This is a genomic window from Streptomyces sp. NPDC001549 (assembly GCF_042894025.1).
GTDB classification, from domain to species: domain Bacteria; phylum Actinomycetota; class Actinomycetes; order Streptomycetales; family Streptomycetaceae; genus Streptomyces; species Streptomyces kutzneri.
The window spans coordinates 78,884-98,311 of sequence record NZ_JBIAVJ010000025.1; the positions used below are offsets into that span (position 1 = coordinate 78,884).

The 19,428-nt window shown below is 73.2% G+C and carries 18 protein-coding genes; 11 read left to right on the forward strand and 7 right to left on the reverse strand.

Going from position 1 to position 19,428, the window contains the following annotated elements; genetic code table 11:
• Positions 1 to 24: 24 nt before the first annotated feature.
• Positions 25 to 1,110 (reverse strand): alpha/beta hydrolase-fold protein, encoded by a 1,086-nt coding sequence (locus ACFY04_RS32740; protein WP_389122395.1) that lies wholly within the window; start codon positions 1,108 to 1,110, stop codon positions 25 to 27.
• Between the two features lie 247 nt (positions 1,111 to 1,357).
• Between ACFY04_RS32740 and ACFY04_RS32745 the strand changes: the two genes are divergently transcribed.
• A complete protein-coding gene (locus ACFY04_RS32745) occupies positions 1,358 to 2,557 on the forward strand; it encodes an amidohydrolase family protein (protein WP_389122397.1) in 1,200 nt (399 codons plus the stop codon).
• Here ACFY04_RS32745 and ACFY04_RS32750 read toward each other — a convergent pair.
• Genes ACFY04_RS32750 through ACFY04_RS32770 form a run of 5 tightly spaced genes read right to left on the reverse strand, consistent with a single transcriptional unit; the run spans position 2,532 to position 7,721 of the window.
• Complete coding sequence (locus ACFY04_RS32750; RefSeq protein ID WP_389122399.1) at positions 2,532 to 3,422, reverse strand: STM4011 family radical SAM protein; 891 nt, start codon at positions 3,420 to 3,422, stop codon at positions 2,532 to 2,534. The genes ACFY04_RS32745 and ACFY04_RS32750 overlap by 26 nt on opposite strands.
• Before the next feature lie 5 nt (positions 3,423 to 3,427).
• Positions 3,428 to 4,792, reverse strand: coding sequence for an STM4012 family radical SAM protein (locus ACFY04_RS32755; RefSeq protein WP_389122401.1), 1,365 nt, complete (start codon positions 4,790 to 4,792; stop codon positions 3,428 to 3,430).
• Complete coding sequence (locus ACFY04_RS32760) at positions 4,789 to 5,595, reverse strand: STM4013/SEN3800 family hydrolase (RefSeq protein ID WP_389122497.1); 807 nt, start codon at positions 5,593 to 5,595, stop codon at positions 4,789 to 4,791. Before ACFY04_RS32760 ends, ACFY04_RS32755 begins: the two co-directional genes overlap by 4 nt.
• A 31-nt stretch (positions 5,596 to 5,626) precedes the next feature.
• Positions 5,627 to 6,751, reverse strand: coding sequence for an STM4014 family protein (locus ACFY04_RS32765; protein ID WP_389122403.1), 1,125 nt, complete (start codon positions 6,749 to 6,751; stop codon positions 5,627 to 5,629).
• A gap of 10 nt (positions 6,752 to 6,761) precedes the next feature.
• Positions 6,762 to 7,721: an STM4015 family protein gene (locus ACFY04_RS32770; RefSeq protein WP_389122405.1), complete on the reverse strand. Its 960-nt coding sequence runs from the start codon at positions 7,719 to 7,721 to the stop codon at positions 6,762 to 6,764.
• A 189-nt stretch (positions 7,722 to 7,910) separates the two neighbouring features.
• Between ACFY04_RS32770 and ACFY04_RS32775 the strand changes: the two genes are divergently transcribed.
• The 5 genes from ACFY04_RS32775 to ACFY04_RS32795 all read left to right on the forward strand — a co-directional run bounded on the left by ACFY04_RS32775 (position 7,911) and on the right by ACFY04_RS32795 (position 11,643).
• A complete protein-coding gene (locus ACFY04_RS32775; protein ID WP_389122407.1) occupies positions 7,911 to 8,237 on the forward strand; it encodes a hypothetical protein in 327 nt (108 codons plus the stop codon).
• Positions 8,238 to 8,271: 34 nt separating this feature from the next.
• Entirely contained in the window at positions 8,272 to 9,306 is a 1,035-nt protein-coding gene (locus ACFY04_RS32780) for a DUF6745 domain-containing protein (RefSeq protein ID WP_389122499.1), read from the forward strand.
• 76 nt (positions 9,307 to 9,382) lie between these two features.
• Positions 9,383 to 9,814, forward strand: a complete 432-nt coding sequence (locus ACFY04_RS32785; RefSeq protein ID WP_389122409.1) for a hypothetical protein — start codon at positions 9,383 to 9,385, stop codon at positions 9,812 to 9,814.
• Positions 9,814 to 11,175: a hypothetical protein gene (locus tag ACFY04_RS32790; RefSeq protein WP_389122411.1), complete on the forward strand. Its 1,362-nt coding sequence runs from the start codon at positions 9,814 to 9,816 to the stop codon at positions 11,173 to 11,175. Before ACFY04_RS32785 ends, ACFY04_RS32790 begins: the two co-directional genes overlap by 1 nt.
• A 3-nt stretch (positions 11,176 to 11,178) precedes the next feature.
• Positions 11,179 to 11,643, forward strand: coding sequence for a hypothetical protein (locus ACFY04_RS32795; RefSeq protein ID WP_389122412.1), 465 nt, complete (start codon positions 11,179 to 11,181; stop codon positions 11,641 to 11,643).
• Positions 11,644 to 11,685: 42 nt separating this feature from the next.
• Here the strand turns inward: ACFY04_RS32795 and ACFY04_RS32800 are convergent, their stop codons facing one another.
• Complete coding sequence (locus ACFY04_RS32800) at positions 11,686 to 11,895, reverse strand: hypothetical protein (RefSeq protein ID WP_389122413.1); 210 nt, start codon at positions 11,893 to 11,895, stop codon at positions 11,686 to 11,688.
• A gap of 303 nt (positions 11,896 to 12,198) precedes the next feature.
• Between ACFY04_RS32800 and ACFY04_RS32805 the strand changes: the two genes are divergently transcribed.
• The 5 genes from ACFY04_RS32805 to ACFY04_RS32825 all read left to right on the forward strand — a co-directional run bounded on the left by ACFY04_RS32805 (position 12,199) and on the right by ACFY04_RS32825 (position 19,416).
• Positions 12,199 to 13,707: an aldehyde dehydrogenase family protein gene (locus ACFY04_RS32805; RefSeq protein ID WP_389122415.1), complete on the forward strand. Its 1,509-nt coding sequence runs from the start codon at positions 12,199 to 12,201 to the stop codon at positions 13,705 to 13,707.
• A 2-nt stretch (positions 13,708 to 13,709) separates the two neighbouring features.
• Entirely contained in the window at positions 13,710 to 15,236 is a 1,527-nt protein-coding gene (locus ACFY04_RS32810; RefSeq protein ID WP_389122417.1) for a GMC family oxidoreductase, read from the forward strand.
• Entirely contained in the window at positions 15,233 to 16,366 is a 1,134-nt protein-coding gene (locus ACFY04_RS32815; protein WP_389122419.1) for a glycine betaine/L-proline ABC transporter ATP-binding protein, read from the forward strand. Before ACFY04_RS32810 ends, ACFY04_RS32815 begins: the two co-directional genes overlap by 4 nt.
• An 88-nt stretch (positions 16,367 to 16,454) precedes the next feature.
• Positions 16,455 to 18,440: an ABC transporter permease subunit gene (locus tag ACFY04_RS32820; RefSeq protein WP_389122422.1), complete on the forward strand. Its 1,986-nt coding sequence runs from the start codon at positions 16,455 to 16,457 to the stop codon at positions 18,438 to 18,440.
• Between the two features lies 1 nt (position 18,441).
• Complete coding sequence (locus tag ACFY04_RS32825; RefSeq protein WP_389122425.1) at positions 18,442 to 19,416, forward strand: ABC transporter substrate-binding protein; 975 nt, start codon at positions 18,442 to 18,444, stop codon at positions 19,414 to 19,416.
• Positions 19,417 to 19,428 lie beyond the last annotated feature (12 nt).

Sequence of the window (19,428 nt, forward strand, 5' to 3'; positions counted from 1 at the left end):
ATCCGGCCCGATCCCGGACACGCACTAGCCGAGCGCCCAGGCCACGTCCCGGAGCAGGGCCTGGCGCCAGCCCGCGCGGTCGTGGCCCGACGCCGACCGTGAGGCCCGCACGGTCGCCCCGGCCTGCTCGGCCAGGGTCTCGACCAGCTCGCAGTGGGGCAGCATCCGCGTCTCGTGTTCCCCCACGTCGAAGGCGATCCGCAGGCCGGACAGGCCGGGGCGCTCCCGCAGGCGTGCGGCGACGGAGCCGCCGACCGGGCCGCCGAGCGGATCCGCCGACTTCACGGCCTCGGGTGTCCACCACAGGGAGGCGGACTGGCAGGCGACCCGGGACACCAGATCCGGGAACTCCAGCGCCGCGTACACCGCGCTCAGCCCGCCCAGGCTCTGCCCGGCGACCACCAGACGGTCCCCGTCCACGGGTACGCCGGACTCCGCGACCAGCGGCAGCAGTTCGTCCCGGACCGCCTCCCACAGCTCCGGCCGGCACCCGAACTCGGCCTCCCGGTCCCTCGTCGGCAGGAAGACGAGGGTGACGGGGGGCATCTCGCCACCGGCGACGGCCGAGTCGAAGGCGGTCATCGCCGGGTGCAGGTACAGCCAGTCGTCCCCGTCCAGCAGCAGCACCACGGGTCCGCCGCCGCCCGCCGGGTGGACCCGTACGGTCCGCCGCCCGCCGAGCCGCTCGCTCGCCCAGCGGACCCGGGTCCGCGGGACGGGCAGGACGTCCTCGGCCCCGAAGGCGGGCCAGTGCGGCTGGGCGGGAGCGTCCGGGGTGGCGGCGACGGACCGCTCTCCGCCCGCCCCGGCCGGGTTGAACGGGTCGGCGTACGCCGTGCCGTCCACGAGGAACTGGTAGGTCACCCGCAGCCGCGCGGGCATCCGGACCTCGGCGTACCAGCAGTCCGTGTCGTGCCAGCGGCGCAACGGCACGTCGTCCGGCCAGCTCTCGAAGGCGAGGCGGGCCGCGGCGCCCCGCCACAGGAACAGAGTCACCCAACCGCCCCCGTCGGCGGGCACCGACGCGGGAGCCCCCGCCGCTGCCCAGAACTCCTCGGAACCTGGTTCGCCGGGCAGCCCGAATGCGGCGAAGGCGTGCTCCACGGGCATGAAGTCTCCTTGTGAGGGGCGTAGTTAGGTGAACCTAACTTTATAGTCCTTCCGGTGGGCCCGGACGGGAAACCGGGCATCGCCGCGGAAGTCCCGCCGAAGGCCCCACCGAAGCCCCCACCGGCCCGTCCTCCGGCGGCTCGAATGTGACGGCCCGGCCGGGGACCAGGGGGAGGATGACCTTCGAGGGGGTCCGCGCGGGCGCATCGCGGTGGCGGGGGCACTGTGGATCGGCGGGAGGGGCATCGTGCGGGCAGTGGTATCGGCGGGGCGGATGGTGACGGGTCCTGGTGGGCGGGTGACCGTCGACGGGGCCGTCCTGTACGACGGGGGCCGGATCGTGGCGGCCGGGCCGCGCGCGGAGGTCGAGGCGCAGGCCCGTCCCGACGTTCCCCGATCGGCCTTCCCCGAGGGCACCTTGCTGCCCGGCCTGATCGACTCCCACGTCCATCTCGCGCTCGACGCCGGCCCCGACCCGGTGGCCGGCCTCCAGGCCGCCTCGGACGCCGACCTCCACGCGGCGATGGCCGACCGGGCGGGGCGGTTGCTCGCCACGGGAGTGACCACCGCACGCGACCTCGGCGACCGGGGCGGGCTCGCCGTTCGGCTGCGGGACGAGATCGCGGCCGGGCACGTGCCGGGGCCGCGCCTGCTGTCCGCCGGAACACCCCTGACCGTCCCGGGCGGGCACTGCTGGTTCATGGGCGGTGAGGTCGAGGGGGCCGACAGGATCCGCGAGGCGGTCCGCCGCAACGCCGCCGCCGGAGTGGACCTCATCAAGGTGATGGCCACGGGGGGAGGCATCACCAAGGGTGGACCGCCCAGCTGGCAGGCCCAGTTCACCCCGGCGGAGCTGGCATCGATCGTGGCGGAGACGCGGCGCTTCGGGCTGCCGGTGGCCGCGCACGCCCACGGGACCGAAGGCATCGCCGCCGCCGTGGCCGCCGGCGTGGACAGCATCGAGCACTGCACGTGGATGGGGCGGACGGGGTTCGACGTACGCGAGGACCTGGTCGACGCGATCGCGGCGCGAGGCATCGCCGTCTGCCCCGCGGCGAGCCCCGATTGGCGGGGCTTCGCCGAGCGGTTCGGCCGTGAGCGGGCCGAGGAGATGTTCGGGCGGCTGCGGTGGATGGCGGAGCGCGGCGTGCGCCTGCTGCCCGGGACGGACGCGGGCGTCCCGCACGCCGTCTTCGACGGGTTCGTCTCCAGCCTGGAGTTCTTCGAACACATCGGGCTGTCCCCGGCCGAGATCGTCGACCTGGCCACCTCGGGCGCGGCGCGGGCCCTGGGGATCGGCGGCGAGACCGGCCGGCTCGCGGCCGGGCTCCGGGCCGACCTGCTGGTGGTGGACGGAGATCCGCTCACCGACCTCGCCGCGCTGCGTGCGGTCCGGCTGGTCGTGGCCGGCGGACGGGTGGTCAGCCGGCTGCCGGGGGCCTCCTGAGCAGGGGCACCAGGGGTGTGCCGGCCGCCGGGACGCGTTCCAGGACGCCGCCCGCGAAGACGTCGTAGAGCGGCAGTGTTTCCAGGTGGACGTAGCCGATGTGGCAGTCGCAGGTGGTCAGCGGGCACGGACGGGGGCCGAGCGCGGTCCGGTACGAGCCGTCGTAGAGGTTGCCGAGCTCGGCGCGGACGAAGTGGCAGCGGCGGACCGTGCCGTCGCCGTCCACGGAGATCACCGACTCGCCGGTGCGGCACGGCAGCCCGGCCGAGCGGTGCGGGTGCAGGCTGTACGGGAACAGCGGGTCGAGGGCGGTCCACATGCCGGCCTCGGCGTCGGTGTAGCCGTGGCCGTCGGCCGCGTTCACCCACAGGTAGACGTGGGAGGGCAGGGCGGCGCGCAGCCTGCGGGCGTGTTCCAGGTTCTCGGGGAGGCCGACGATGCCGACGCTGTGGCGGATGCCCCGGTCGGCGAGGTCGCGCAGCTTGGCCAGGAAGCGGTCGTACGGGGTCTGCCCCGGGTGGTAGGTGCACCACAGGGCGAGCGTGGCGGGGTCGGCCTCCGCGAGCCAGTCCGTGCGGCAGCTGAGGTTGGTCTGGATGGCGACGCGGTCGACGTGCGGCTGGTGCGAGAGGTCGACGAGGGCGCGGCGGTACCAGGAGCGGACGAGCCCCTCGCCCCACGGGGTGAACAGGAGGGAGAGCCGGTCCTCCCCGGTACGGGAGCGCGCCCAGCCGGTGAACCGTTCGAGGGCGGCCCGGTCGGCGCGCAGCTGGGCCGTGGTGTCGCGCCGCTTGGCGAAGGGGCAGTACGGGCAGGCGTAGTCGCAGGAGGCCAGCGGGCCGCGGTAGAGCAGGGTGAGGTCCACGGCGGCTACTTGGTCTCGTAGGCGGCCATCGCGGCCCGTACGGCCGGTGAGAACAGCTCGGGTCCGAGTGCGTCGGAGTGGGCCAGGCCCTCGGGGCTGAGGCGCAGGAGCGGGCCCGTGCCGTCCTCGTCGAGCCAGCCGCGGGCGGCGAACGCGGCCAGTTCGGCGGGGAAGTGCTCGTGCGGGTCGGCGCCGAACCGCTCCCGGTAGTCGGCGACCGGCATGCCCTGCGCCTGGAGCATCGACTGGAGCAGGTGGCGGCGGCGCGCCTCGTCGCCGTTGGTGGGCCGGCCGTGGACGGCACGGGTGAAGTCGCCGGTGGCGGTGTAGTCGTCGATGATCCCGCGGATCTCGCCCATGTCGACCGCGTAGTCGAACGAGTAGTGCAGCGCGGAGGTGTAGGAACGGGCGCCGCAGCCCAGGCCGATCATGCCGTCGGTCTGGCAGGCGTGATCGTCCGGGCCCTGGGGCGCCGTACCGGCCAGCCGGAACATGCGCATCGACACCTGCTCGTAGCCGTGTGCGAGGAGGTGGTCGCGGCCCTGCCGGTAGAGGCTCAGGCGCTGCTCGTCCCAGGCCCGGTCGGTGAGGGCGGTGCGCCGGGCGAGCCCGGTGAGGGGGCGGACGTACAGGGGGTACAGGTACAGCTCCTCGGGGCGCCAGGCGAGGGCGGCGTCCAGGGAGGTGCGCCAGGTGGCGGGGGTCTGGCCGTCGATGCCGTAGATGAGGTCGATGTTGAGGACGGGGACGCGGGCGTCGCGGATGCGGCCGAGCGCCGCCTCGACATCGGCGCGGCGCTGGGGGCGTACGGCGGCCCGGGCCTCCTCGGCGAGGAAGCTCTGGACGCCGATGCTGACGCGGGTGGCACCGCGCTCGGCGAGGACGGCGAGCCGGTCGGCGGTGGCGGTGGCCGGGGACGTCTCGACGGACAGCGGGACGGCGCGCAGGTCGGCGCCCATGCGCCGCTCGGCGATGTCGCAGAGCCGTTCCAGTTCGAGGGCCGTCAGGAAGGTGGGCGTCCCGCCGCCGAACGCGGCGTTGGCGAAGGAGACCGGGCCCTCGTCGCCGAGGGCGTCGCGGACGGCGGTGGCCTGGCGCTCCAGGGCGTCGAGGTAGCGGCCGGTGAGCCCGTCGGGGGCGCCGATGCGGGTGAAGAGGTTGCAGAAGCCGCAGCGGACCTCGCAGAAGGGTATGTGGAGGTAGAGGGAGAGGGCGTCCTTGCGTTCGCCGTGCCACAGGTCCCGCAGGGCGGGCCGCTCGGGCAGCGGCCGGTACGCGGTCTTGTGGGGGTAGGCGTACACGTAGGCGCTGTACGGGCTGCCCGGCGGCGGCGCGGTGGGTGCGAGCGGGGCGGGCGCGGGGGCGGTCATGCGGACGGCTCCAGGAAGAAGTGGGCGTACGGCACGGTCCAGACGGCCTCGTGGGCGAGACGGTGGCCGGTGTAGCCGTCGTCGCCGTAGGTGGTGCCGTGGTCGGAGCAGACGATGGCGAAGCAGCGGCGGCGGGAGCTCATGGCGGTGAGGAGCCGTCCGATGTGCCGGTCGACGTATTCGAGGGCGGCGGCGTGGGTGGCGCGCGTGTCGCCCGCTTCGGCGGTGGCACCGGCGAGGTGGAACCAGTTGGGCTGGTGCAGCGCGGAGACGTTGACGAAGAGGAACAGCCGCTGCTCGGCGGGGAGCGCGGCGACGACCTCTTCGGCCCGCTCGACCTGTGCCTCGAAGGAGGTGGGCGACGCGACACCGAAGGCCGGTTCCCAGTGGCTCTCCTGGAACATGCCGGGGAGTACGCCGCCCAGCGCGCCCTGCTTGTTGAAGAAGCCGACGCCGCCGACGCACACCGTGCGGTACCCGGCCGCGGCGAGGCCGGACACCAGGTCGGGGGTGTCGAAGACGTAGGTGCGGCCGGCGGTGCTCTCGCTGCCGGCGAAGCGGGCGGCGAACAGCCGGGGGTGCGGGCCGGGCCGGGCGGGGGTGGGCAGAAAACCGGCGAACATCGCCTGATGGGAGGCGTAGGTGAAGCTGCCGGGGGCGTGCCGCTCCTCCCAGACACCCCCGGGCAGGTGCCGGGCCAGGTTCGGAATGCGTCCGGCGGCGGCCAGTTCGACGGCGACGTCGTGGCGCAGGGTGTCCAGGGTGAGCAGGAGCAGGTCGTCGCGGCCGACGACCTCGTTCATGTCGGGGGGCGGGAGCGGGAGCGCTGGGGTCTCAGGCGGGTGCACGGTGGTTCCTCGTGGGGTGGTGCTGTACGTGTCTTCGGATGGCGGCGGCCACTTGCGCGGCGTAGGTGTCCTGGCCCTCGGCGCCACTGCCGGGCAGTCCGGTCAGGCCCGGCAGGAGGTCGCCGAAGGCGTTGACCTCGGCGACGGCGAACCGGCGCCAGCCGACCGCGGGCAGCAGGTCGACACCGACGCACAGGGTGCCCGGGAAGCAGGCCGCGGCCCGTTCGCAGGTCCGCAGGGCGTCGGCCCAGGCGGGGCCCGCGGCCCGGACCGCGGCGGCCAGGTCGCCGCGCCGGCCGCCGAGATGGAGGTTGGTCATGGGGGTCCGGCTGGTGCGGACCACGGCGTGGGTGGCCCGACCGGCCACCACGACCACGCGCAGGTCGGCCGCCCCGTCCCCGAGGGAGGCCTTGGGCCACCAGCGTTCGACGTGGAGTCCGTCGGGGGCGAGGGCGTCGACCAGTGCGGCGACCTCCTGCTCGCGGGTGAGGCGCCGCACCCGCAGGGAGTTGTGCAGCCCGCCGCCCTCCGTGCTCTCCACGGAGGTGGTCGCCCTGATCCGGCCCCCGCCCGCCGTCTCGACGGCCACGACACCGGAGGCCGAGGACCCGTGGGCCGGCTTCAGGAACACCCGCGGCATGCCGTGCGCGGCCATGAGGGCCCGTACGTCGTCCCAGCCGCGTACGGGGGCGTCGCCGCCGGAGGTCGGCGACCGCGGAACGGGGACCCCGGCGCGGGCGAGGACCTCGTGGCAGAGCCGCTTGTCGAAGAGGACGGCCAGCTCGTCGGGGTCGTCGAGGCGCAGGCCGCCGGTCAGCGTCCGGACGGCCGCCGTGAAGGCGGCGTACCAGCGGGCCCCGCCCTCCACCCGGGTGGGATCCCCGGCGCCGCGCAGGAGCCGGTCGACCTCGGCGTTCTCCCCCGGCGACTCGATCCGTACGATCTCGTCGGCGGCGAAGGCGGCGCCGCTCCCGCGCAGGACGTCCGTCCAGGGCACGACGCGCGGCGCGGGCAGCCCGGCGTCGCGCACCGCCCCGGAGAACAGGGCGACGCGCCGGTTCTCCGGGTTGCCGACGACCGCCCAGCGCGGCGGTGGTGCGTGGTCCGTCATGGCCCGCGCGCTACTCGCCGACGGCGACGTAGCGCCAGACCCGGCCGTCGTCCTCGTCCTCTTCGGCGTGGCCGCGGTTCAGGTCGAGGGTGACGCCGGCGCCGCCCAGGACCTCCTGGAGGCGCTCGCGCAGCGGCGCACCGAGGTAGTTGTGGTGCAGGTCCAGCTTCTTGAGGTGCGTCAGGGGCTGCCCGGAGAGCAGGGCGGCGCCGCCCTGGTCGGTGAGGACGCCCATGGACAGGTCGAAGGTCTCCAGGCGGGCGACGACCGGAGCGGACGCGACGGCCGTGGCGATCTCGTCCTGGATGTCGCTGTTGCGCAGGCCCAGGTGACGCAGGCGCGGCAGGCGGTCGCCGTCGAGGATCGGCGCCACGTCGGTGATCGCCGCGTCCCCGCCGTATTCGCTCGTGCCGAGCCACAGGTCGAGGTGGACCAGGGCGGGCAGGTCACTGGCGGCGACGCCGCGGACCGCCTCGGCGGGCATGCCGCCGGTCTCGACGGTCAGGGAACGAAGCTTGTGGTGCGTGACGGCGGGAAAGACCAGTCCGGAGCCGCCGCGCACGCCGAACTCCTCCAGCTCCGGGAAGCCGTCGAGGAGCGGGCCGACGTCGCTCTGGTTGATCCAGGAGATCTCGCACTGCTCGGACTGCATGTCCCCGAGGAACAGGCCCCGCAGGGCGGGCAGGCGGGGGCGGGCGCCGAGGAGGGCGCCGATGATCTCCTCGGGCCCGCTCTCGTAGGCCTCCTCCCAGGAGCCGACGACGATCGCGCGGACCACGGTGGTGTCGACCGCGGCGGCGAACCGGGCGAACGCCTCGGTCCAGCTCTCCTCGCTGTCGTAGCTGTCGCTGGAGATCCGCCACGCGACGGCGTCCGCCGCGGGCAGGGGGGTCGTGTCCGCGTCCCCCGGGCTCGGGAAGTCGAAGACGGGCAGCCCGCACGATTCCGTCAGGTGTCTCGGGTAACTCATGGGGTGCCCGCCGTTCCTCGCCTGTCGCGTCCGATGTGCTGCAAGTTGTACCAAGGGGCACTGACAGGGGCCGAGGCAGGGCGGGGTGTGGGGTGGGTGAGGGCCGGGAGGAAGGCCGTTGTCAGACCTGCCCCCTACCTTCGGAGAAGAACGCGGCGCACCGGGCGGCGCGGGGGGAAGGGGACACCCATGTACCGGCAGGGGGACGTGCTCATCGTGCCGCTCGACGAGTCGGCGGTGCCGCCGCACGCGGCCGACGCGGACCAGGAGCCGCGGGACGGGCGGGGCCGGATGGTCCTCGCGCTGGGCGAGGTCACCGGGCACGCCCACGCCGTGCTCGGACCCGGGCGGCTCGTCCGCGAACCGGGCGTCTTCGGCCCGATGCTGATGCATCTCCCGGACGGCGGGCGGGTGGTGCACGAGGAGCACGCCGCGATACCCCTGCCCAAGGGCTGGTACCGGGTCGTGCGGCAGCGGGAGTACATACCCGGAGCGGTACGGATCGTGGCGGACTGACAGCGTGTCGGACAGTGGGGGGACCGGGATCGTGTTGACGGACATCGACGTGTGGAGGGCGGCCGCGGCGGCCACCGGGCCGGCCGACCGCGCGGCCGCGGAGGCCGGGGTGCGCCTGGCGTACCGGGCCGCCGGCCTGGCGGAGCCGGAGCGTATCGTCTGGGCGGACTCGCCCCGGGAGGCGGTGCGCCTGCTCGGCGGGGACGACTGGCCGTGCGGGCCGGCCGCGCGCGGGCGCGGCGTACGGGAGGCGGTGCGCAGCGCGCCGTGGGCGGCCGAGCGGGAGCGGACGCAGCAGCGGCTCGGCCCGCAGGGCTGGGGGCGGCACTGGAGCGCGACGGGCGGCCGCCTGTGGGAGAACACGGAACGCCTGGCGGAACGGGTCCGCAGCGGTCTGGCCGAGGAGTTGACGGCCGGCGCCGAGGCCCCGGCGGCCGAGGAGCGACGGCTGCGCCTGTTGCTCCTGGACGCGGTGCTCGGCCAGCACGACGCGGCCTGGCTGTGCGCCTTCGACACCCAGGAGGGCGCGCCGCTGCACGGGCTCGGCCTCCTGGCCCGCTCGGCCGGCTGGTGGTGGCCCTACGAACGGCTGGCCGTGCTGTGCGAGCGCCCGGTGGAGCTGCACCGCGACGAGGCGGGCAGGCTGGACCGCGGGGACGGCCCGGCGCTGGCGTTCCCCGACGGGTTCGCACTGTACGCGTGGCGCGGCATGCCCGTGCCGGCCGAGTTCCTGGCGGGACTGGGCACCCTGACGCCGGCGCGGATCCGGCAGGAGGAGAACGCCGAACTCCGGCGGGTGATGCTGGAGTTCTACGGGTACGACCGCTATCTGCGGGAGTCGGGGGCCGACCCCGTGCACCGGGACGAGACGGGGATCCTGTGGCGCATACCCATGCCGGACGACGAGGCCGTCGTGATGGTGGAGGTCGTCAACTCGACGCCGGAGCCCGACGGCACCAGCCGCACCTACTGGCTGCGGGTACCGCCGACGACCCGGACCGCCCGCCAGGGCGTGGCCTGGACGTTCGGCCTCGGAGCCGAGGCGTACTCACCCCTGCGGGAGACGTGACCGGGCACCTCACGCAAGTGACGTGCAGTCAAAAAGGCTTTCGGTCCGGACAATCCTGGTGTGCGAGGCTGGGGAAATGACGTTCGAATTCGAAGAGGAGTGGACGCGGGCGAAGGGAGAGGCGGCGATGCGCCTCGCCTCCGCCGGACCGTCTCCCGCACCGACTCCGCAACCCGGTCCGTCCCCGTCCGCCGGCAAGCCGGACCTCGGCCTCGCCGCCGGACCCGTGCACTCCAAGGCGTCCGGCATCCGTACGGCGAACGCGGAGGCCCGGGGCAAGTCCACGCTCGACGACGCCGAAGCCGTCGGGAAGAGCCACTCCGGATGGGTGGCCGGCGCGGCCAGCAACGACTGCGTGGCCGGCTGGCAGCGCAGGCTGCGGGAGCTCGCGGACCTCGTCGACGACGCGGCCGACGCCCTGACCACGGGAGCGAACGGCATCACCGCCGAGGACCAGGCGATAGCCGACCGGCTGCGCGCGGCCGGCGGCGTACTGGAGGACGCCTGATGGTCTCCGTACCCGAACTGAAGCAGGCCGACCCGCAGAAGTGGCGTACCGCGGCCGACGACGCGGTGGCCGTGGCGAAGCAGTGCGACGGCCTCGCCTCGTACGCGCGCCAGGACGTCGCCCGGACGGTCGACCGGTGCTGGACCGGCGAGGCCGGGCGCGCCGCCACGGAACGGTTCGTGAAGCACGCCGGCGACTACGAGACGTCCGGGCTGGCCCTGCGCGCGATGGCCAAGGTCTACGACGACCTGGCCGAGGCGATCACAGGAGCGCAGCGGGACCTGAACAGCGCCCTGGACTACGCCCGTACCCGCGACCTGAAGGTCGACGACAGCGGCCGGGTCCAGTTGTCCCACCCCGTCATGGTGCCCGCGGGCAGCACCGAGCACCTCGAACCGGTCAACCACGCGCAGGGGATCATCGGCGACGCCCTGCGGAAGGCCACCCAGGCCGACGTGGACGCGGCGCGCGCCCTGCGCACGATCGAGGGCCTGACCGCCATCTCCGACCCGGCGCTGGCCAAGGAGGCCCTGACCCCGGGCTCCCCGCTCGCCGTCGCCCTGGCCCTGTCGGGCGGCACCGACGGCCTGCACCCGATCAACGTCTCCCCGGCGCAGTTCGCCGCGGTGAACCGGGCGGCGGCCGAGACGGGCATCAGCCGGAAGCTGCTGCTGGCGATCCTCTGGCAGGAACAGCAGTGGTACCAGAACTTCAGCCCGGGCCTGACCGGCCCGCTGGCCCAGGTGGGACGGATATTCGACTGGACGTTGCAGCAGTCGGTCAAGCCCGACAAGTCCCTCGGCATCACGCACATGAAGCCGGACACCGCGCGGGAGGTGATGGGGAAGAACAGGGATGCGTTCACACTTCCGGACGGGACGTTCCTCGGGAACCTCGGTGACGCGGAGCTCGCCAAGTACATCGAGGAGAACCCCGACGAGAACGTCCGCATGAGTGCTTACCACCTCAAAGACCTGCAGGAGAATCCCTACGGGGCAAGGACCGACAAGCAGCTCTTCACCCTGTACGCGGCGGACACCCCGGAGGTCCGGGAGCTGAACGAGCAGTACGGCGACGAGTCGGGCAGCCGGGGCGGCGACATCAAGATCCGGGGAGGGAACTGGGACAAGGTGGAGCCGCACCTGGACGATGCGATGGCCTGGTACGCACTGACGGACGAGCAGCGGGCCACCGCCGTGCGGCAGCTGGAATCGCAGACCCCGGCCGGCCACCACGTCTCCGTCGACCCGATCTACCATGAGGGCGGAGGGCCGCACACCGGAACGGGTACCGGTCCCGCCGAGCCAGGCACCCCCTCCCCGAGCCCGGGTCCGGCACCCAGGCCGCCGAGGAGCAACTGACACATGCGCACAGGGAAGTCCATGCCGCTCCTGCTGGGGCTGCTGCTGACGCTGACCGGCTGCGGTCTCGGCGGAGGCGACCGGGGTCCCGAGCCGTTGACGCCGATGCCGAGCGAGGTGCCGACTGGCCCCGAGTACGCGATGGCCGAGGACGTCGTCGCCGCCCTGGTGAAGGGCGGATTCGACTGCAAGACCACGTTGGTCAACCACTACGCGCACGGGTCGAACGCCACCTGCGAGGTGCAGCACCGCGGAACGACCGTCTACAACGAGATCAAGGTGCTGGACACGGCCCGGTTCAGCCGGGACGAGGTCGGCGATTCGATCGCGACGGGCCGTCGTGCCTACCGGCAGACCATCGTCGCCGCCGGCAACTGGTTCATCTGGGTGCGGCCCGGGGTCTACGCCCACGATATGGCCGCGGCGCTGCCCGGTTCCGTGGTGCTGGATCCGGTCGTGGAGAAGTAGCGGGAGGCTGACGGTGCGGCGGGCGGGCAAGTGACCCCGGACTCAAGGCCGCCGGAGGCCGCTGACCGTGCTGCGACCGATCGACTGGGTGCTGTGGAAGCCGGCGAACGCGGCGACGCCACCCCGGTCGGTCCGGATCTCCTGCAGTCCCGGCACGCGGTCGACGTCGGCGACGGCCCGTTCAAGGTTCGCCCTCGCCCTAGCCCTCGCCGCTTCGGGCGAGGCGGCTTTCGTCCTGCCTTGCTTGGCCATGAGCTCCTCCTCCTGTCCGCCGGAAAGCGTGCTGCCAGGTAAACGGCATCCCCGCCCCGCCGCCCCGTGGGCGGCGTACTCCGAACGGGTGAGCCCCGAACGTCCGCCGCCCTGAGGCGCTGCGGTGCGTCGTCCCGACACCGAAGAACTATGCCGTATGTCCCTATTTCGGGTGTTTTTGTGAGTGAAGCAGAACACTCTCCGCCATGCATTGCGCATGGGTTTCGGGAGTCGGGGCAGGCGGCCGGATCAAGTCGGTCTGACCGGCAGGGGGACTCAAAGGAACGAAAGGCAATACGTACAGTGACGGCAGCACAGCAGACCATCCACGTGGGCGGAGAGTGGCGCGCAGCCCTGTCCGGGGCCACGCGCGAGATCATCGACCCCGTCGACGCGACCCCCTTCGAGGTCGTGGCGGAGGGCGGCGCCCTGGACACCGACGACGCCGTGGCCGCGGCGCGCGCCGCGTTCGACTTCGGTGCCTGGCCGCGCACGCCCGTGGCCGATCGGGCCGCCCTGCTGCGCCGCGTCGCCGCACTGCTGGACCGCGACCGCGACCGGATCGGCGCCCTGGAGAGCCGGGACGCGGGCAAGACGCTGGAGGAAGGCCGCCTCGACGTCGACTGCGTCCGCGACGCCTTCCGCTACTTCGCCGGCCTCGTGGAGAACGAGAACGGTGGCGGACGGGTCGTCGACGCCGGTTCGGACGAGATCCGCAGCGTCGTCGTGCACGAGCCGGTCGGCGTCTGCGCCCTGATCACGCCGTGGAACTACCCGCTGCTCCAGGCCAGCTGGAAGATCGCGCCCGCGCTCGCCGCCGGCAACACCTTCGTGATCAAGCCCAGCGAGATCACCCCGCTGACCACCGTCGTGCTGATCGAACTGCTCCTGGAGGCCGGACTCCCGCTGGGCGCGGCCAACATCGTCACCGGTCCCGGCGACACGGTCGGCGCCCGGCTCGCCGAGCACCCCGATGTCGACCTCGTCTCGTTCACGGGCGGTCTCGTCAGCGGCACCAAGGTCGCCCGCTCGGCAGCCGACAGCGTCAAGAAGGTCGCGCTCGAACTGGGCGGCAAGAACCCCAACGTCGTCTTCGCCGACGCCTGTTCGACGCCCGACGGCTTCGACACCGCCGTCGACCAGGCGCTCAACGCCGCCTTCATCCACAGCGGCCAGGTCTGCTCCGCCGGCTCCCGTCTCATCGTCGAGGAACCGCTGCGCGACCGTTTCGTCGCCGAGCTCTCCCGCCGGGCCGAACTGATCCGGCTGGGACGCGGCACCGACGCGGGTGTCGAGTGCGGCCCGCTCGTCTCAGCGGCCCAGCTGGCGCGGACCGAGAGTTACGTGGCCTCCGCCCTCGCCGAGGGCGCGGTCCTGCGCGCGGGCGGCGGGAGGCCGGCCGGTCCCGGTTACTTCTTCCGGCCCACGGTCCTCGACCGGTGCCACCGCGGCATGCGCGTCGTCCGCGAGGAGGTCTTCGGCCCCGTCCTCACCGTGGAGACCTTCCGCACGGAGGAAGAGGCCGTCGCCCTCGCCAACGACACCGAGTACGGCCTCGCCGGAGCGGTGTGGACCTCCGACGAACACCGGGCCCGGCGGGTCGCCGGCCTGCTGCGGCACGGCACCGTCTGGATCAACGACTTCCATCCCTACCTGCCGCAGGCGGAATGGGGCGGCTTCGGAAAGTCCGGCATCGGCCGTGAGCTGGGCCCCGGCGGTCTCGCCGAATACCGCGAGGCCAAGCACATCTACCAGAACCTCGCTCCGCGCCCCGTGCGCTGGTTCGCGGGCACGACGACGGCGAAGGGATGAGCATGAACGACCACCACGTGTACGACTACGTCGTCGTCGGCGGCGGCACCGCCGGATCCGTCATCGCGTCCCGGCTGACCGAGGACCCCGACGTCAGCGTCGCCGTCATCGAGGGCGGCCCCAGCGACGTCGGCCGCGAAGACGTCCTCACCCTGCGCCGCTGGATGGGCCTGCTCGGCGGTGAGCTCGACTACGACTACCCCACGACCGAGCAGCCCCGGGGCAACTCGCACATCCGCCACAGCCGTGCGCGGGTGCTGGGCGGCTGTTCCTCGCACAACACCCTCATCGCCTTCAAGCCCCTCCCCTCCGACTGGGACGAGTGGGCCGAGGCCGGCGCCGACGGGTGGGACGCGAAAGCCATGGATCCCTACTTCGCCCGGCTGCGCAACAACATCGTCCCCGTCGGTGAGGCCGACCGGAACGCGATCGCCCGGGACTTCGTCGACGCGGCGCAGAGCGCGCTCGGTGTGCCGCGCATCGAAGGCTTCAACCGACGCCCCTTCGACGAAGGCGCCGGCTTCTTCGACCTCGCCTACCACCCGGAGAACAACAAGCGCTCGTCCGCCTCCGTCGCCTATCTGCACCCGTTCCTGGACCGGCCGAACCTGCACATCGCCCTGGAGACCTGGGCGTTCCGGCTGGAACTGGAAGGCACCCGCGCCACCGGCGTGCACATCCGTACCAAGGAGGGCGCGGAGCACGTCGTACGCGCCCGGCGCGAGGTCCTCGTGTGCGCCGGGGCCGTGGACACCCCGCGCCTGCTGCTGCACTCCGGCATCGGGCCGCGCGCCGACCTGGAGAAGCTCGGCATCCCCGTCGTGCACGACCTGCCGGGCGTCGGGGAGAACCTGCTCGACCACCCCGAGTCGGTCATCGTCTGGGAGACGCACGGGCCGATCCCGGAGAACTCCGCGATGGACTCCGACGCCGGACTGTTCGTCCGCCGGGACCCCGGGGCCGAGGGCCCGGACCTGATGTTCCACTTCTACCAGATCCCCTTCACCGACAATCCGGAGCGCCTGGGGTACGAACGGCCCGCGCACGGCGTGTCGATGACCCCGAACATCCCCAAGCCGCGCAGCCGCGGCCGGCTCTACCTGACGAGCGCCGACCCCCAGGTCAAGCCCGCGCTCGACTTCCGGTACTTCACCGACGAGGACGACTACGACGGCCGGACCCTCGTCGACGGGATCCGCATCGCCCGGCGGATCGCGGCGAGCGAACCACTCGCCGGCTGGCTCAAGCGGGAGGTGTGCCCGGGCCCCGAGGTGACCTCCGACGAGGAACTCAGCGCGTACGCCCGGCAGGTCGCGCACACCGTCTACCACCCCGCCGGCACCTGCCGGATGGGAGCCGCCGACGACGAACTCGCCGTCGTCGCGCCCGATCTGAAGATCCGGGGCCTCGACGGCGTCCGGATAGCCGACGCGTCCGTCTTCCCCACCATGACCGCCGTCAACCCCATGATCGGCGTGCTCATGGTCGGCGAGAAATGCGCCGACCTGCTGGGAGGAACGACCCGATGAAAACGCCGCACACCACACCGCACACCACACCGCACACCACACCGCACACGCAGCCGCACACCGCGACCGGGCCGCAGCCTTCCGCCGAGCCCGTCTTCTCCGTACGCGACCTGTGGAAGGTCTTCGGTCCGAAGGCGGACCGCGTGCCCGCCGACAAGGAGCTCGGGGCCCTCGGCGCGGCCGAGCTGCGCGAGCGCACCGGCTGCACCGCCGCCGTCCGCGACGTCTCCTTCGACGTCCGCAAGGGCGAGGTCTTCGTCGTCATGGGCCTGTCGGGCTCGGGCAAGTCCACGCTCGTACGCTGCCTCACCCGGCTCATCGAACCGACCTCGGGCACGATCTCCATCGACGGCGAGGACGTGCTGTCCATGGACACCGGCCGGCTCCGCGAGCTGCGTCGGCACCGGGCGGCCATGGTCTTCCAGCACTTCGGGCTGCTCCCGCACCGGACGGTGCTCGACAACATCGCCTACGGCCTGGAGATCCAGGGCGTGGGACGCGGCGAACGGCGGGACCGGGCCGCCGAGTTCGCGGCCAAGGTCGGCCTGGACGGCCTGGAGCACCGCAGGCCGGGCCAGTTGTCCGGCGGCCAGCAGCAGCGCGTGGGCCTTGCCCGCGCACTCGCCGTGGACCCCGAAGTCCTGCTGTTCGACGAGCCGTTCAGCGCGCTGGACCCGCTCATCCGCAGGGACATGCAGGAGGAGGTCGTACGCCTGCACCAGGAAGAGGGACGCACGATGGTCTTCATCACGCACGACCTGAGCGAGGCACTGAAGCTCGGCGACCGCATCGCGCTGATGCGCGACGGCCGGATCGTGCAGCTCGGCACGCCGGAGGAGATCGTCGGCGCCCCCGCCGACGACTACGTCAGGGACTTCGTCCGGGACGTGCCGCGCGAGCAGGTGCTGACCGTGCGCTCGGCGATGCGCCCGGCACGCGCCGACGAGTCCGAGGACGGCCCGGCGCTCGCCCCGAGCGCCACCGTCCACGAGGCCATCGCGGCCGTCGCCCGCACCGGCGAGAACGCGCGGGTCGTCGAGGACGGCAGGTGCCTCGGCGTGGTCGACCACGCGGGACTCCTCGGTGTCGTCGCCGGGGTCCCGGCCGCGACCGGGAAGGCGGTGGCCTGATGTACGGCCATACGACCTGGCCGCCGCCGTGCGGCACGACCGGCGCCGGCGCCGGCGCGGTACCGGCCGACACCGGGCGGTGGGGCCGATGACCACCACCGTCACCCCCGCTCCTCCGCGCCCCACGACCACGGCCACGCCCCCCACCGACGACGGCCCCGGTGTGCTGCGCACGCTCGCGCACCACCGCACTCGGCTCATCGGCGTCTGCGCGGCGCTCGCGCTCGTCCTCGGCTGCGTACTCCTGGGCGCCGGAAACTGGCCGGCGTCGCTCTCCGCCGACCTGTCCGAACCGCTCGGGCGCACCAGCGACTGGATCATCGACAACCGCGACGGCCACCCGCTCTTCCTCTACTTCTTCGGGCACGTCAGCAACATCGTGGTCGTTTCCGTCCGCGCCGTGTACCTGGTGCTGCTCGCTCTCGGCTGGGCCGGCGTCACCGCCGCAGCCGCTCTGCTGGCCTGGCGCGTGGCGGGCGTCCGGCTCGCGCTGACCTCCGCCGCCGCCTTCTCCGTGTGCGGACTGCTCGGCATGTGGGTGCCCACCATGCAGACGCTCGCCCTGATGGCGGTCGCCGTCGCCGCGTCCGTGCTGCTTGGAGGTCTCCTCGGGCTGGCCGCCGGCCTGTCGGACCGTATGCACCGGATCCTGCGGCCCGTGCTGGACACCATGCAGGTGCTGCCGGCCTTCGCGTACCTCCTGCCCGTCGTCCTCGTCTTCGGCATCGGCGTGCCCGCGGCCGTCCTCGCGACCGTCGTCTACGCGGCCCCGCCCATGGCCCGCCTCACCGCGCTCGGGCTGCGCGACGCCGACGCCGGCGTCGTGGAGGCCGCCACCTCGCTCGGCGCCACCGGCAGGCAGCGGCTGCTGACGGCCCGGCTGCCGCTGGCCCGCAAGGAACTGCTGCTCGGCGTCAACCAGTCGATCATGATGGCGCTGGGGATGGCCGTGATCGCGTCCGTCATCGGCGCCGGCGGTCTCGGCGACCGCGTCTACCAGGCGCTGGCCTCCGTCGACGTCGGCGCCGCCCTCGCCGCCGGTGTGCCGATCGTGCTGCTCGCCGTCGTCCTGGACCGGGTCACCGCCGCGGCGGGGGAGCGGATCGGCGCCCCCATGGCCCCCCGGAGCGGGCTCGTCCGGTCCGTCGCCGCCCTGCTGACCGCCGCGGTCGTCGTCGGCGGCCGCCTCGTCGACGGGCTCTCCTGGCCCGACGCGTGGACGGTGGACATCGCCGGGCCCGTCAACGGAACGGTCGACTGGATGACCGCCCACCTCTACTCCGGAGTGCCCCTCGCCGGCGGCACCGCGGACTGGGCGGGGCACTTCACCACGTGGGTCCTCAACCCCCTGCGCGACGGACTGCAGTGGCTGCCCTGGTGGGCGGTCCTGCTGACCGTCGGCGTCCTCGCCCTGCTCATCGGCACCTGGCGCACCGCCGCGACCGCCGTCCTGGCGATGGCCGCGATCGGTGTCCTCGGCGTCTGGGACCCGGCGCTCGACACCCTGTCCCAGGTCCTGGCCGCCGTCACCGTGACCCTGCTGATCGGCTTCGCCCTCGGCGTCGCCGCGGCCCGCAGCACCCGCCTGGGGCGCGCGCTGCGTCCGGTGCTCGACGTCTTCCAGACGATGCCGCAGTTCGTCTACCTGATCCCCGTCGTCGCCCTCTTCGGGGTGGGCCGCGCCCCGGCCGCCGCGGCCGCCGTGGTCTACGCGCTGCCCGCGGTGGTGCGGATCACGGCCCAGGGCGTGCGCGCGGTGGACCCGGCCGCGCTGGAGTCCGCGCGCTCGATGGGCGCGACCGGGCGGCAGCAACTGCTCCAGGTCCAGCTGCCGCTGGCACGGCCCGCGCTGCTGCTGGCCGTCAACCAGGGCGTGGTGCTGGTCCTCGCCGTGGTCGTCATCGGCGGCCTCGTGGGCGGTGGCGCGCTCGGCTACGACGCGGTCTTCGGCCTCGCCCAGGGCGACCTGGCGACCGGTCTGGTCGCCGGCGCGGCGATCGTCTGCCTCGGCCTGATGCTCGACCGCGTCACCCAGCCGACAGAACGCCGCGACACCGCCGGAAAGGGGGCCTGAGATGGCTCACGCACGACACACCCGCCCCGCCGCACTCGCGGCCGGACTCGCCGTCGCCCTGACGGCCCTCACCGGCTGCGGCGCCGCCGACATGACCCGCCAGGCCTCCCCGTACGCCGACGCGAAGGGCTCCCGCACGGTGACGCTGTCGGTGCAGTCGTGGGTGGGCGCGCAGGCCAACGTGGCCGTCGCCCAGTACCTGCTGGAGCACGAGCTCGGCTACCGGGTGGACACCGTCCAGATCGACGAGGTGCCCGCCTGGGACGCGCTCAGCCAGGGCCGGGTGGACGCCATCCTGGAGGACTGGGGCCACCCCGAGCAGGAGAAGCGGTACGTCGACGACAAGGCGACGATCGCGCGGGGCGGCGACCTCGGAGTGACCGGCCACATCGGCTGGTTCGTGCCGACGTACTTCGCCGAGGAACACCCGGACGTCACCGACTGGAAGAACCTGAACAAGTACGCCGCCGAGTTCCGCACCGCGGAGAGCGGCGGCAAGGGCCAGCTGCTGGACGGCTCCCCGTCCTACGTGACGAACGACAAGGCGCTCGTGAAGAACCTGGACCTCGACTACCAGGTCGTGTTCGCGGGATCGGAGGCGGCGCAGATCACGCAGATCCGGCAGTTCGCCAAGGAGAAGAAGCCGTTCCTGAGCTACTGGTACAACCCCCAGTGGCTGTTCGAGAAGGTCCCGATGACGGAGGTGAAGCTGCCCGACTACAAGGAGGGCTGCGACGCCGACCCGCAGAAGGTGGCCTGCGCCTACCCGCACACGCCGCTGCAGAAGTTCCTCAACGCCCGCTTCGCGGACGGCGGAGGTGACGCCGCGGCCTTCCTGAAGAAGTTCCGGTGGACGACCGAGATGCAGAACGACGTCGCCCTGATGATCGCCGAGGAGAAGCTGTCGCCGCAGGAAGCGGCGGGCCGCTGGGTGAAGCAGAACGAGGCCACCTGGCGGTCATGGCTCCCGTCCTGACGCGGAGGCCTG